Source organism: Cobetia sp. (assembly GCF_983723665.1).
The window spans coordinates 1-13,706 of record NZ_CFDJES010000035.1 but is presented as its reverse complement, the minus strand read 5'-3'; the positions used below and the strand labels follow the sequence as shown (position 1 = coordinate 13,706).

Sequence of the window (13,706 nt, the reverse complement as noted above, 5' to 3'; positions counted from 1 at the left end):
GCCTGCATGACTCGCCCCTCGAGCTCCAGTTCCAGCAACTGCATGCTCAGCTCGCTGACCGAGGTGCCGCTCAGCTCGACCAGCTTGTCCAGCGCCAGCGGCACGGCCCCCAGAAAGCACAATGGCGACGCCTCCTGACTGACAGGCGGCGTGGCAGCGCGTGACGCTGGCAGCGCCAAGGACGGCAAGGGCAGTGATGTCGTGGGTGTCGCGAAGGTGGCGGAGGTTGTCGCTTGCCGAGCCGAAGTGGCGGAGCGAGAGGCCGCAGAGACGGCAGCGGACTGCCTGGATGACACCACCCGGGCCTGCGTTGACGGCTGCCCGGCCGAGTGAGCCGGCAGCAGGTGCTCGAGCTCCGCCAGCATGTCATCGACATCGCGTACCAGCGTCGCCCCCTGACGGATCAACTCCAGACAACCGCTGGCGGTGATGTCATCGATGCGTCCCGGCAGCGCGAACACCTCGCGATTCTGCTCCATCGCCAACCGGGCACTGACCAGCGAGCCACTGCGCAGCGTGGCTTCGACCACCAGCACGCCAAGTGACAGGCCGGTGATCAGCCGATTGCGGCGCGGAAAATGACGCGCATGCGCGCCGGTGCCAGGCGGATGCTCCGAGAGCAGCAGACCGCCGCCCTCTAGCAGCCGTTGACGAAGATGATGGTGCTGGGCGGGATAGACCACATCGACCCCACAGCCGAGCACCGCCAGCGTCGAGGGGTTGGCCGCATAGTCGTGCGCGCCGAGACGCGCTGACGCCGCCAGGGCTCCCTGATGCGCCGCGGCATCGACTCCCAGTGCCAGTCCACTGGCGACACTCCAGCCACGTGAGACCAGCTCAGCCGCGAAGTCATGCGCATGCCGCAGGCCTGCCTGGCTCGCCTTGCGTGCGCCGACGATGGCCAGCATGGGCAACTCAAGCAGCGACTGCCGCCCCAGCGCCCAGAGCGCCAACGGCGGATCCGGCAGGGTATCGAGCATGGCTGGCCACTCGGGGTCCGCGGGGGTGAGCAGATGATAGCCCTGTGCCGGCGCATGCCAGGCAAGGTCTGCCATCACCTGCGCATGGAGTGGCGAGGATTCGGGACGCTCGCACCACAGGCGCAGCGGTGCCGCGAGGCGTGGCGGCAATACCGCCAGCCAGCCCTGCGGCCAGTCGGCCCGCTCACGCAGCTTGGCCGCGGTATGCGTGCCAAAGCCCGGCAGGCGCGCCAGAAAGACGAAATCCGCCCGCGAGGGGCCGCGTTGTTCGACATCGATCGACACGCCACACCTCCCGAGCGGATTATTGACTCACCCTGGTTGTTCACTTCAGCACGACGAGTCGTTTCACCACGCCGATGCTTGCGGATGACAGGGGCTTTCGATCAGCCGTGGGGCTCCAGCAGCTTGTCACCGACGCTCAATGGGCGGCCGGCCTGCATCACCAGCGCGTAGCTGACCTTGTCGTAGATACGAAATACCATCACCAGGCCACCTTCCTCACCGGGCAGGGTGATCGGCTCGCCGGTGACGGGGTCGGTGATCGTCTCGCCGCGGCGCTCGATACCGAAGACGTACCCCGGCTGGATGCCTTCACGACTGCCGCGATTGAGCGCCACGATGTCATTGCGACCGATGTTGCGCAGTCCATCGGGGGCCGCGAGGATGACACCACCCACATCTTCTTCGGGCGGCTGCGGCTGGAAGCTGGTGGTGATCGCACCACCGTCCGCCGGCAGCAGCAGATCGCCATTGAGAATCTCGCGATTGGCCGACAGCACGCGCAGCACGCCGATATCGCCTTCGCGGCGCTCAAGCTTGATGTCGCCGATGCTGATCATCTCCAGCCCCAGAAACTCCTGGGTATCCGGGTCCAGATAGCGCTGGCCCTTGCGGTAGACGCTGTAGGTGTCATTGGCGGACCAGTTGCCGCGGGCGTAGATGGTATCGCCGGCCCCGCTGATCAGACGGGTGTCATCCCCGGCCACGATATAGGGCGCATCGGTGAGCAGCGCCGGGTCAATCACGCGATGCTCTTTCAGGAAGGCCGAGATCTTCTCCAGCGGAATCGGCGGCACCGCCTCGCGCTTGGGAATCTTGCGGATCTGGGGAGACAGCTTGACGACCCCGCCCTGGCCGCGCTCCAGTCGCAGACGTGGCTCGCCATTCTCGTAGTAGAGCGAGATGCGATCGCCCGGATAGATCAGGTGCGGATTCTTGATCTGCGGATTGGCGCGCCAGACTTCCGGCCACAGCCAGGGTTCACGCAGAAAGCGCCCGGAGATGTCCCAGAGCGTATCGCCACGCACCACCACGTAGGTGGAAGGTACGTCATCACGCACGGTTGCTGCCTGTGCCAGCGACATCCCTGCGCTTGCCCCCAGCGTCGCCATGCCGAGGAGTGCCGTAAAGACGGCATTGCCGACCAGTCGTTTCATGCCCATTCCTGCGTCCCTTGCGTTATTGCCACCCATCGCTCGGTGGTGATGGTCTTGTTCTGAACTCCGCACCGCGCAGACCCGCTCTGCCCCGCGCCTGGTGGCTGCTGACCCCTGTCCATCGCCATGTCAGATCAATCCTGACTATTGCCGCGATAGTAGCAGCATTGACGGCATTCGGTTCCGTTCCTCGCTTGCGCACACTACAATATCAGGCAAATCCTTTCTGACAGCACAACGGTAATTACACCAGCCATGGCCAAACGCGAAATCCTTGAATTCCCTGATGAGCGTCTGCGCAACGTTGCCGCCCCGATCGACACGATCGACGCCGAGCTGCAGACCCTGATCGACGACATGATCGAGACCATGTATGACGCCCGCGGCATCGGCCTCGCCGCGTCACAGGTCGACGAGCATCGCCGTCTCATCGTCATCGACGTCAGCGAAGATCAGTCCCAGCCGCTGGTGCTGATCAACCCGGAATACACCCCGATCGGTGACGAACAGCAACCGATGCAGGAAGGCTGCCTGTCGATTCCTGAATATTATGCCGAAGTCCCGCGCTATCTGAAGGTACGACTCAAGGCTCAGGACCGCAACGGCGATGCCTACGAACTGGAAGCCGATGGCCTGCTGGCACATTGCATCCAGCACGAGCACGACCACCTGCAAGGCAAGCTGTTCGTCGACTACCTCTCCCCGCTCAAGCGTGATCGGGTGATGAAGAAGATGCAGAAGCGTCACAAGCTGCAAGAAGCCTGATCTCTCACGCTCGGCCACACGGCCGATATTGAGCGCATGGCGGCACCGCACGAAGGCCGAGGGCATCCCCTCGGCCTTCGTGCGGTTACTGGTCCATCAGCCGCGTCTGTCGCGCTGGCCGTCCTGCCGCAACCGTCAGCACCTTGAGCACGGCCGCCTCCGTGCTCCTACATGAGTCATAGCACATGTCGAAAGCCCTGCGCATCGCCTTTGCCGGCACCCCCGATTTCGCCGCCGAGTGTCTGTCCGCCCTGCTGGGCAGTCGCCACGAGATCATCAGTGTCCACACCCAACCTGATCGCCCCTCCGGGCGTGGTCGCAAGCTGACCCCGGGCCCCGTCAAGCAGCTGGCGCTCCAGCACGATATCCCCGTCCATCAGCCGCTCAACTTCAAGGACGAGGCCGATCGTCAGATCCTGCGCGACCTCGAGGCCGACATCATGGTGGTGGTGGCCTACGGGCTGATCCTGCCGCAGGCGGTGCTCGATATTCCGCGTCTGGGCTGTCTGAACATCCACGCCTCTCTGCTGCCGCGCTGGCGCGGTGCCGCGCCGATCCAGCGTGCCATCGAAGCCGGTGACAGCGAATCCGGCGTCACCATCATGCAGATGGATGCCGGCCTGGATACCGGTGACATGCTGCTGATCCGTCGCACCCCGATCACCGCCAGCACCACCGGTGGCGAGCTGCACGATGCGCTGGCGGCCCAGGGTGGCGAGGCCATCGTCACGGCTCTCGACGCCATCGCCGCCGGCGACCTGCCCGCGACCCGCCAGCCGGATGAGGGCGTGACCTACGCCGCCAAGCTCTCCAAGGCCGAGGCCGAACTCGACTTCACCCGCCCTGCCGCCGAGCTGGACGCGCGCATCCGCGCCTTCAATCCGTGGCCGGTGGCCTGGACCCGCCTTGAAGGCGAGCCGCTGCGCCTGTGGATGTCCCGCACCGGTGAGCAACGCCTCACCGACAGCGTGACGCCCGGCACCCTGCTGGCACCCGGCAAGGATTGCCTGCGCATCGCCTGCGGCGATGGCCATGAGGTGCTCGAGATCACTCGCGCCCAGCTGCCCGGCGCCAAGCCGCTGTCCGTCAAGGACCTGCTCAATTCCCGTGCTGCGCGCTTCCCCGAGGGCCTCGTCCTCGGCGCAGATCACGCCCCTGATACCGATTCCCAGACCGAGACTTCCGCATGAGCCAGTCAGACAACCCGTCCTCCAAGGGCAACGGCAAGAAGCGCAACTCCCTGCCGCCGGCCCGCAGCAAGGGCGGCGCTCACAAGCATGGCGGCGCCCGTCGCAAGCCTGACAATGCACCGGCCTCGCCGGGCGCTGCGGTGCGTGTCGCGGCTGCGCGGACGCTGGCCCCGGTGCTGGCCGCGCGTACCTCGCTGAACCTGGACAGCCTGCCGTCCGGCGTCGCCGGGCGTGATCAGGGCCTCTACAAGGCACTGTGCTTCGGCGTCTGCCGTCAGCTGCCGCGTCTGGATGCCTTGGCGGGCAAGCTGCTGAAGTCGTCCTTCAAGTCGCAGGATCAGGACATCCACGCCCTGCTGCTGCTCGGCCTCTATCAGCTGCTGTACATGCGCATCGCCCCGCACGCCGCCGTCGGTGAGACCGCTGGCGCCGCACGTGGCCTGGGCAAGGGCTGGGCCACCGGTGTGCTCAACGCCTGTCTGCGTCGTTTCCAGCGTGAGCAGGAAGCGCTGGAAGCCGAGGTCGACAAGGACCCCGCCGTCGCCCTGTCCCACCCCCAGTGGTTGCTGGATACCTTCCAGCGCAACTGGCCGGACGACTGGCAGGCCATCGCCGAGGCCAACAACGCCCAGGCGCCGATGACGCTGCGCGTCAATGTCGCCGCCATCAGCCGCGACGACTACCTCGCCCAGCTGGCGGAAGCCGAGATCGAAGGCGTGGCCTGCCCGTTCGCCGAGCACGGCATCACCCTGACCAGCGCCTGCGACGTCAGCGCCCTGCCGGGCTTCGAGGAAGGCCTGGTCAGCGTGCAGGATGAAGCGGCACAGCTGGCCGGTCAGCTGCTGGCACCGGCCGTGACGGCCATCAACGCCGAGGGTGAAGGCGTGCGCCTGCTGGATGCCTGCACCGCGCCGGGCGGCAAGCTGGCGGACATGCTGGAGCGCTTCCCGGGCCTGGACGCCACCGCCATCGACATCGACGGCGAGCGCCTCGAGCGCGTGGAAGAGACGCTGGAGCGTCTGGAACTGGGTGCCGGCGTCGTATGTGCCGATGCCAGCGAACGCGACTGGTGGGACGGCGAAGCCTTCGACGTCATCCTGCTCGACGCGCCCTGCTCCGGCAGTGGCGTCATCCGTCGTCACCCGGACATCAAGCTGCTGCGTCGCCCGAACGACATCGGCGACTTGGCGCGCCTGCAGGGCAAGCTGCTGGCCAATCTGTGGGGCATGCTCAAGCCCGGCGGCACCCTGGTCTACGGCACCTGCTCCATCATCACCCAGGAAAACGCCCGCGTGATGGACCGCTTCCTGGCCGCGACGCCGGACGCCAAGGCCGAGACCATCAAGGCCGACTGGGGCCGTGTCTCCGGTGCTGGCCGCCAGATGCTGCCACAGGTCAATGGTCACGACGGCTTCTACCTGGCCCACATCACCAAGGCCAGCGCCTGACCACAGCCAGGTGAGCCGTGTCGGCGCGACGTCCGTGATGACATGAGACGCCACGCCTGACATTCCCGGACAGCCGCGCCCCGACTCTCGGGGCGCGGCTGTCTTCCGTCCTGGCACTGGTTTATCCTGTGCCGACTGAGCAACAGCGGACGAGCCGGACATGAAAATCATCATTCTGGGCGCAGGTCAGGTCGGCGGAACGCTCGCCGAACACCTGGCCCATGAAGAAAATGACATCACGGTGGTGGATACCGACAGCGAACGGCTGCGCGAGCTGCACAACCGACTCGACATCCGCACGGTCACGGGGCCGGCGAGCTATCCGCAGATCCTGCGGCAGGCGGGTGGCGAGGATGCCGACATGCTGATCGCGGTGACCAACTCTGACGAGGTCAACATGATCGCCTGTCAGATCGCCCATAGCCTGTTCCACACGCCGACCAAGATCGCGCGTGTGCGCTCGACCGCCTATCTGACCCGCAAGGGCCTGTTCTCGCATGACGCCATTCCGGTGGATGTGCTGATCAGCCCCGAGCAGGTGGTGACGGACCACATCCGCCGCCTGATCGAATACCCCGGCGCCTTGCAGGTGCTCGACTTCGCCAATGGCGTCGCCCAGCTGGTCGCGGTGAAGGCCTATTACGGTGGGCCGCTGGTCGGTCAGGAGCTCGGTTTCCTGCGTCGCCACATGCCCAACGTGGATACCCGCGTCGCCGCCATCTATCGTCGCAATCGTCCGATCATCCCGCGCGGTGACACCGTGATCGAGGCCGATGACGAGGTGTTCTTCATCGCGGCACGCAAGGACATCCGCACCGTGATGGGCGAGCTGCGACGCGTCGATCGCAACTTCCGCCGGGTGGTGATCGCCGGTGGCGGCCATATCGGTGAGCGTCTGGCCGAGACGCTGGAGCACAGTCATCAGGTCAAGATCATCGAGCACTCGCTGGCGCGTTGCACCGACCTTTCCGAGCGCCTCGATCGCACCGTGGTCCTGCACGGCAGCGCCACCTCCAAGCGTCTGCTGCTGGAGGAGAACATCGAGGATTGCGACATCTTCTGCGCGCTGACCAACGACGACGAGGTCAACATCATGTCGTCGATGCTGGCCAAGCGACTCGGCGCCAAGAAGGTGCTGACGCTGATCAACAACGCGGCCTACGTGGACCTGGTGCAGGGCGGCGAGATCGACATCGCCATCTCGCCCCAGCAGGCGACCATCGGCGGCCTGCTGACCCACGTGCGCAAGGGTGACATCGTCAATGTCCACTCGCTGCGCCGTGGTGCGGCGGAGGCCATCGAGGCCATCGCCCACGGCGATGAGCGCTCCTCCAAGGTGGTGGGCCGACGCATCGAGGATATCAACCTGCCGGAGGGCACCACCATCGGTGCCGTGGTACGCGGCAAGGAAGTGCTGGTGGCGCATCATGACCTGGTGGTGGAATCCAACGACCACGTCATCCTGTTCGTGGTCGACAAGCGTCGCATCCGCGAGGTGGAGCGTCTGTTCCAGGTCGGGTTGACCTTCTTCTGATGCCGGCCTCCATGACTTCCGTCCCCCGCTCGCGTCCGCCCCGAACGTCACTCGGCGGCCTCGCCACGCAGCGCCTCTACCAGGGAGGCGCCGCATGAGCCTACGCGTGATCTCTCGCATCCTCGGTATCCTGCTGATGCTGTTCAGCCTGACGCTGGTGCCGCCGATGCTGATCTCGAGGGTCTTCGAGGACGACACCCTGAGCGCCTTCGCCGTGGCGATGGGCATCACCCTGCTGACCGGTTTCGCGCTCTTCTACCCCAATCGGCACGCCCGCAAGGAGCTGCGCAATCGCGATGGCTTCCTGATCACGGTGCTGTTCTGGACCGTGCTGGGGGCCTTCGGCTCGCTGCCCTTCCTGCTCGCCGAAGACCCGAACCTGACCATCATCGATGCCATGTTCGAGTCGTTCTCGGGGCTCACCACCACCGGCGCCACGGTGATGACGGGGCTCGATCTGCTGCCCCACTCCATCCTCTACTACCGCCAGCAGCTGCAATGGCTGGGCGGCATGGGGATCGTGGTGCTGGCGGTGGCGATCCTGCCGACACTCGGCATCGGCGGCATGCAGCTCTACCGCACCGAGATTCCCGGCCCGCTTAAGGACTCCAAGCTGACGCCGCGCATCACCGAGACGGCCAAGGCGCTGTGGTACATCTACGCCGCGCTGACGCTGGTGTGCTTCGCCAGTTACTGGGCGGCCGGCATGAGCTGGTTCGATGCCCTGGGCCACAGTTTCTCGACCGTCGCGGTCGGTGGCTTCTCGACCCACGACGCCAGCATCGGCTACTTCGACTCCGCCAGCATCGAGATGATCTGCGTGTTCTTCATGGTGGTGTCCTCGATCAGCTTCGGCCTGCACTTCGCCGCCTGGCGCGAGGGGCGCATCAGTCATTATCTGCGCGACCCGGAGACACGCTTCTTCCTGATCCTGCTGCTGATCCTGACCTGCGTCACCATCGCCGGCCTGCTGCTCACCGGCAGCTACGATGACAGCAAGGCGCTGCGCCACGGCCTGTTCGAGGCCGTCTCGGTGGCCACCACCACCGGCTTCGGCGTCGCCGATTTCACCGGCTGGCCGGGCGTCTTGCCGATGATGCTGTTCATCGCCGCCTTCATCGGTGCCTGCTCCGGGTCCGCCGGTGGCGGCATGAAGGTCATCCGCATCCTGCTGATCCTCAAGCAGGGCGTGCGCGAGATCCATCGTCTGATCCACCCCAATGCCATCCTGTCGGTCAAGGTCGGCAAGATGCGCATCTCCGAGGGTGTCGCTGAAGCGGTGTGGGGGTTCTTCTCCGTCTACCTGATGCTGTTCGTGCTGATGATGCTGGGCATGCTGGCCACCGGGCTTGACCAGGTGACGGCGTGGTCAGCGGTCGGCTCGGCGCTCAACAATCTGGGGCCGGGCCTGGGTGAGGTCGCGACCCACTATGGCGATATCCCGGGGGCCGCCAAGGGCATCCTGATCCTCGCCATGCTGCTGGGACGCCTGGAGATCTTCACCATCCTGGTGCTGTTCACGCCGGCCTTCTGGCGGCGCTGATAGCCGCCAGAAGGCCAAGAGCATCACCTTGAACGCAAACGCCCCCGCCGGAGGAATCCGACGGGGGCGTTTTCTTTGTGGCGCTTCGACTATGACTCGCCGGTAGTGGCGTCACGGCGCGCCAGCAGGCGGCGCATCGGCGCGGTCGGCTCCAGCACATAGTGGATGCGACTGGCACGATAGCAGTCGTTGAAGGCGTCGAAGTAGTCATCCAGCACGCTGGCCGCGTTCTCCTCCCCCGCCTGACGCAGCAGCTCCGCCGCCACTTCCGCCGTGCACAGATGCGCCTCGGAGGCAGGCTTGCGCAGGTGATAGCGGGTCAGGCGCTGAGTGTGCAGCGGCAGGACCGGCAGGCCGTCCAGATAAGGGCTCTTGCGGAAGATGCGCCGCGCCTGACGCCAGGTGCCATCGAGCAGGATGAACACCGGAATGCGCGCCTCGCCACTGGCGGTATGCGTTGCCACATCGGCGCCGACGCCGGCGATGGCATTCACGTCGACCACGCGGTCGGCGTAATCGGGCTGGTCATCCGGGAAGATGATGAAGGGCTGATAGCGCTCATCTTCCAGCAGCGCCAGCAGGCGCGGGTCCGGCTCGACGCGATACCAGCTGAAGACCTCGGTGCCCGCCAGCACATCCGAGATCAGGCGCCCGGTATTGGTCGGCTTGTAATGCTCCAGCGGATGGGTGATCAGCCAGAACTTGATCCGCGACTCGGCGGTGACCTGATAGGGACACAGGCAATTGAGCCTGGGCAGGCGGCACGCCTCACAGCGAATCACCTGACTGCCGCGCGCCTTGAACTCGCGGCGCGGATGCCGCCCATGCCACGCCTCCGGCTCGCCACTGGGCAGCGTGGTGATGCCACTGCCTTCGCCTGGCGCGACGGTATCGATTGCCACAGCGTCGCCATCGACGCTGGAGGCGACAGCGGAAGCAGATTGAGGCGCACAGGCGGCGATATCGTCGCCATCAGCCGGCGGGGGGCGGGAATCACACATGATGAGCAGTCAGAACCAAAGAAAAAGGGACGCGCATTCTAGCATGCGCGTCCCTTTCTCCTATTCCTCTATCACAGCTCAGGCGGCCAACTCGCGGGATCAGACCTCGTAGCGGTGCTTGCTGCCGGTCACGAACTTGGGCGGACGACGCTTCCAGTAGCCTGCCAGCAGCGACCCCGAGACGTTGTGCCAGATGGAGAAGATCGCCCCCGGCAGCGCCGCCGTGGCGGAGAAGAACTGACTGGCCAGTGACGCCGCCAGGCCGGAATTCTGCATGCCGACCTCGATGGCGATGGTGCGCGAGGTGCGCTCATCCAGCCCGAACAGACGCGACAGGCCATAGCCGGCGCTCAGGCCGATGGCATTGTGTGCCACGACCGCCAGCGCGACCAGCGGGCCCAGCGTGGCGAGGCGCCCGACGTTGAGCGAGACCACGATGGCGATGATCAGCACGATGGCCAGCATGGCCAGACTCGCCAATGCCGACTCCCACTCGCGGATCAGATCACGCGCGAAGTGGTGCACGACCACGCCGAGCACGATGGGGGCGACCACCAGCTTGGCGATGCTCAGCAACATGCCGCTGACCGGCACGTTGATATCGGTGCCCAGCAGCCACCAGGTCAGCAGCGGCGTCATCACGATGGAGAGCAGCGTCGAGGCCATGGTCATCGAGACCGATAGCGCCACGTGTCCGCCGGCCAGCCAGGTCATCACGTTGGAGGAGGTTCCCCCTGCCGTGGCGCCGACCAGCACCATGCCCACCGTCAGCGCCGGGTCCAGCCCCAGCAGACGCGCGATCAGGAAGGCGGCCAGCGGCATCACGCTATATTGCAGCAGCAACCCAAGCGCGATCGGGCCGGGGCGACGTGCCACGCGTATGAAGTCGTCACGCGACAGGGTCAGGCCCATGGCGAACATGATCAGCGCCAGCAGAGGCTGAATGGTGTCCTTGAGCGCCACGAACGGCGTCGGAGCCACCACGGCGATGCCGGCAAAGACCAGCGCCCACAAGGGGAAGAAACGATTCAGCGTCTCGAACATGCTTTTCACTTTTCGGTCGCCCGGGGCATCGATTTCCCGGAAATTGCTGGCCCGCCTCCCATGGCAGGCCTGAAGGCGCGCATCATAACGTATCAGGCAGCCCCAGGTGGCCCTGATACAACCAATGGCGCACAAGGCGCGGTACCGCCTGACCGGCACTTTCGGCCAGCGGCAGCACGCCGGGCTCGGCCAGTTCATCGGCATTCGGGTCGACCAGCACGATGGGGGCATCCAGCGGCGCTGCTGCATAGAGGTTGGACGCCGGCATGACCTTGAGCGAGGTGCCGACGATCAACAGCAGGTCCGCCTCGGCGGCGATCTCCTCGGCGACCGCGTAGAGCGGCACCGCCTCACCGAACCACACCACGTCCGGACGCAGCTGACTGCCCTTGTCACACAGGTCCCCGAGGCGAATGCCGCCACGCGGCAAGGGATAGCGCAGGCCGTGGTCGACGCTGGAGCGCGCCTTGAGAATCTCGCCATGCAGATGCACGACCTCGCGCGAGCCCGCTCGCTCGTGGAGGTCGTCGATGTTCTGGGTGATGACCGAGACGCGAAAGCCGTGCTGCTCCAGCTCAGCCAACGCCTTGTGGGCCGCGTTGGGCCTGGCGCGGCGTACCTGGGTGCGGCGGTCATCGTAGAAGCGCAGCACCTGCTGGGGGTCACGTCGGAAGGCCTGCGGCGTCGCGATGTCTTCCAGACGATGCTCTTCCCACAGGCCATCCTCGGCGCGGAAGGTGCGCAGGCCGCTCTCGGCACTGATGCCGGCGCCACTCAACACGACCAGATGGCGTCCGTGACGTGCACCGGGGTCCTTGAAGCCTTCACTCATCTAGCACTCTCTCTGGCGTTGGACAGGATCGAACAGCGGGCATGGCGATCACACTCAGTCATCGATGAAATCCTGACTGCGATCGACACCGAAGCGCCGCTTGTTGCGATAAGGGTAGACATCGATCACGCGCCCTTGCGCGATGGCGTCCTGCAGGCCACGCCACCAGCTGGCCTGGAAGATCTCGGGATGCAGCTCGTAGAACAGCTTGCGCAGCTGAATATCGGCAAACAGGAAGGGGCCGAACTCCTCGGGGAAGATGTCGTTGGGCCCCACCGAATACCAGGGCTCGCTGGCCAGCTCCTGCTCAGGGTAACGTGCCTCGGGAATCTCACGGAAGTTGCACTCGGTCAGGTAGCTGATCTCGTCGTAGTCATAGAAGACCACCCGCCCGTGGCGCGTGACGCCGAAGTTCTTGAGCAACATATCGCCGGGGAAGATGTCAGCGGCAGCCAACTGCTTGATCGCATTGCCATAATCATTGAGCACCGCGCGGGTTTCCTCGGCGTCACACTCCTCGAGATACAGGTTGAGCGGCGTCATCATGCGCTCGGTATAGCAGTGACGGATCAGCACCTTGTTGCCGCGCAGGCTGATCGAGGAGCTGCACACCTCCAGCAGCTCTTCGAGGCAGGCCGGGTCGAAGTGGTCCTTGCCGACGGTGAAGTTCGAGAATTCCTGCGTATCGGCCAGTCGCCCGACCCGATCATGGCGTTTGACCAGACGGTACTTCTCGCGCACCTGATCACGACTCATGTCCTTGCCGGGGGCGAAGCGGTCCTTGATCAGCTTGAACACCAGCCGGTAGCTGGGCAGCACGAAGACCGCCATCACCATGCCGCGCACGCCCGGCGCGATGATGAACTGATCGGAGCGACTCGCCACATGCTGGTTGAGGCCGCGGAACAGCTCGGTCTTGCCATGCTTGTAGAAGCCGATGGCAGCGTACAGCTCGCCGATGGGCTTCTCGGGCATCAGGGTCTGCAGGAACCCGACCACCTCGCTGGGCACTTCGATCTCGACCTGGAAATAGGCCCGCGTGAAGGAGAAGATGATCGAGACCTCTTCCGGCTCGATGATCACGGTATCCAGATAGACGCCATCGCGCTCGGTATGCAGCACCGGCAACACCAGCGGCAGGGTCTGGCCGCCACCCTCGATGCGCCCGACCAGATAGGCCCCCTTGTTGCGATAGAAGACGCTGCGCAGCATCTCGAAGGCGGCGTCCGGCGCATCGCGCACCGCCTCAGGCAGCGTCGCGAGCAACATCTCGGCGCCCAGCGTCACATCGCGCCCCTGATGCTCGAAGGCGATCCCCAGCGGCGCCTCGTTGAGCACGGATTCGAGTGCCCCGGCCCAGTCACCCTCGACCGGCACACGATGGCTGATGCTCAAGCCGGAATGGCGTGCCGGCCTCTGGCGGGATGGCGAGACGAACATCCAGTCATCGCGGATGTGACGATGGGAAAACACGCTGCAGAAGATGGAGTTGTAGAAGGTCTCGGCCAGCTTGTAGTCGAGGCGTTGATCGATCAGCGCCATGTACTGCCGCTTGGCCTCGCCCCACAGGGTGCATTCGCACAGGCGGTCGGGCTCGAAGGCGCGCTCCAGCCGCTCCATGGTGGCGGCGACCTTCTCGTCATAGAGGTTGATACGCGCGGCGGAGGCCTGCTGTGCCTCACGCCAGTCGGCCTCGATGAAGCGCCGCCGCGCATCACTGGAGATCTGCTTGAAGCGTGATCGATATTCATCGAAGCCATGCAACACGGTCGCCGCCAGTCGCTGGCCCTGCTGGCCATTGCCGCGCTCGTCACTGTCCACATCATTGCCCATCGCCGCCTCCCTGCCCTTCAGTCACCTGACATGACCAAAGCATGCGGACTGTCGCGCCAGCAAGCGAGACGACAATGGTCGCGGGCCTTCAACCCTG

11 protein-coding genes are annotated in these 13,706 nt (G+C 65.3%); 5 read left to right on the top strand and 6 right to left on the bottom strand.

Annotation, left to right across the window (positions count from 1 at the left end):
- A partial coding sequence (dprA, locus tag AC4FAH_RS05505; protein WP_490245750.1) for a DNA-processing protein DprA occupies positions 1–1,265 on the bottom strand: 1,265 nt, incomplete at its 3' end.
- Between the two features lie 101 nt (positions 1,266–1,366).
- Complete coding sequence (locus tag AC4FAH_RS05500) at positions 1,367–2,419, bottom strand: LysM peptidoglycan-binding domain-containing protein (protein ID WP_054556857.1); 1,053 nt, start codon at positions 2,417–2,419, stop codon at positions 1,367–1,369.
- 255 nt (positions 2,420–2,674) lie between these two features.
- Between AC4FAH_RS05500 and def the strand changes: the two genes are divergently transcribed.
- The 5 genes from def to AC4FAH_RS05475 all read left to right on the top strand — a co-directional run bounded on the left by def (position 2,675) and on the right by AC4FAH_RS05475 (position 8,899).
- Positions 2,675–3,184, top strand: coding sequence for a peptide deformylase (gene def / locus AC4FAH_RS05495; RefSeq protein WP_043333797.1), 510 nt, complete (start codon positions 2,675–2,677; stop codon positions 3,182–3,184).
- 185 nt (positions 3,185–3,369) lie between these two features.
- Entirely contained in the window at positions 3,370–4,374 is a 1,005-nt protein-coding gene (gene fmt, locus AC4FAH_RS05490) for a methionyl-tRNA formyltransferase (protein ID WP_153636530.1), read from the top strand.
- Positions 4,371–5,822 carry a 16S rRNA (cytosine(967)-C(5))-methyltransferase RsmB gene (gene rsmB / locus AC4FAH_RS05485; protein WP_107336004.1) on the top strand — a complete coding sequence of 484 codons (1,452 nt, stop codon included), beginning with the start codon at positions 4,371–4,373 and terminating at the stop codon, positions 5,820–5,822. Before fmt ends, rsmB begins: the two co-directional genes overlap by 4 nt.
- 160 nt (positions 5,823–5,982) lie before the next feature.
- Positions 5,983–7,356, top strand: a complete 1,374-nt coding sequence (trkA, locus tag AC4FAH_RS05480; protein WP_043333795.1) for a Trk system potassium transporter TrkA — start codon at positions 5,983–5,985, stop codon at positions 7,354–7,356.
- 94 nt (positions 7,357–7,450) lie between these two features.
- Positions 7,451–8,899, top strand: a complete 1,449-nt coding sequence (locus AC4FAH_RS05475; RefSeq protein WP_043333794.1) for a TrkH family potassium uptake protein — start codon at positions 7,451–7,453, stop codon at positions 8,897–8,899.
- Between the two features lie 89 nt (positions 8,900–8,988).
- Here AC4FAH_RS05475 and AC4FAH_RS05470 read toward each other — a convergent pair whose 3' ends face one another.
- The 4 genes from AC4FAH_RS05470 to aceK form a co-directional block, all read right to left on the bottom strand.
- A complete protein-coding gene (locus AC4FAH_RS05470; RefSeq protein ID WP_054556889.1) occupies positions 8,989–9,762 on the bottom strand; it encodes a tRNA-uridine aminocarboxypropyltransferase in 774 nt (257 codons plus the stop codon).
- 237 nt (positions 9,763–9,999) lie between these two features.
- Positions 10,000–10,944, bottom strand: a complete 945-nt coding sequence (locus AC4FAH_RS05465; RefSeq protein ID WP_043333793.1) for a bile acid:sodium symporter family protein — start codon at positions 10,942–10,944, stop codon at positions 10,000–10,002.
- An 82-nt stretch (positions 10,945–11,026) separates the two neighbouring features.
- Positions 11,027–11,776: an SIR2 family NAD-dependent protein deacylase gene (locus AC4FAH_RS05460; RefSeq protein ID WP_052384572.1), complete on the bottom strand. Its 750-nt coding sequence runs from the start codon at positions 11,774–11,776 to the stop codon at positions 11,027–11,029.
- A 54-nt stretch (positions 11,777–11,830) separates the two neighbouring features.
- Positions 11,831–13,609, bottom strand: a complete 1,779-nt coding sequence (gene aceK / locus AC4FAH_RS05455) for a bifunctional isocitrate dehydrogenase kinase/phosphatase (protein ID WP_192839393.1) — start codon at positions 13,607–13,609, stop codon at positions 11,831–11,833.
- Positions 13,610–13,706 lie beyond the last annotated feature (97 nt).

What these genes read in the sequence shown, in the direction of transcription:
- trkA (WP_043333795.1), top strand. Translation starts at nt 5,983, where the DNA reads ATGAAAATCATCATTCTGGGCGCAGGTCAGGTCGGCGGAACGCTCGCC.
- rsmB (WP_107336004.1), top strand. Translation starts at nt 4,371, where the DNA reads ATGAGCCAGTCAGACAACCCGTCCTCCAAGGGCAACGGCAAGAAGCGC.
- AC4FAH_RS05500 (WP_054556857.1), bottom strand. Translation starts at nt 2,419, where the DNA reads ATGAAACGACTGGTCGGCAATGCCGTCTTTACGGCACTCCTCGGCATG.
- AC4FAH_RS05475 (WP_043333794.1), top strand. Translation starts at nt 7,451, where the DNA reads ATGAGCCTACGCGTGATCTCTCGCATCCTCGGTATCCTGCTGATGCTG.
- fmt (WP_153636530.1), top strand. Translation starts at nt 3,370, where the DNA reads ATGTCGAAAGCCCTGCGCATCGCCTTTGCCGGCACCCCCGATTTCGCC.
- def (WP_043333797.1), top strand. Translation starts at nt 2,675, where the DNA reads ATGGCCAAACGCGAAATCCTTGAATTCCCTGATGAGCGTCTGCGCAAC.
- AC4FAH_RS05460 (WP_052384572.1), bottom strand. Translation starts at nt 11,776, where the DNA reads ATGAGTGAAGGCTTCAAGGACCCCGGTGCACGTCACGGACGCCATCTG.
- AC4FAH_RS05465 (WP_043333793.1), bottom strand. Translation starts at nt 10,944, where the DNA reads ATGTTCGAGACGCTGAATCGTTTCTTCCCCTTGTGGGCGCTGGTCTTT.
- aceK (WP_192839393.1), bottom strand. Translation starts at nt 13,609, where the DNA reads ATGGGCAATGATGTGGACAGTGACGAGCGCGGCAATGGCCAGCAGGGC.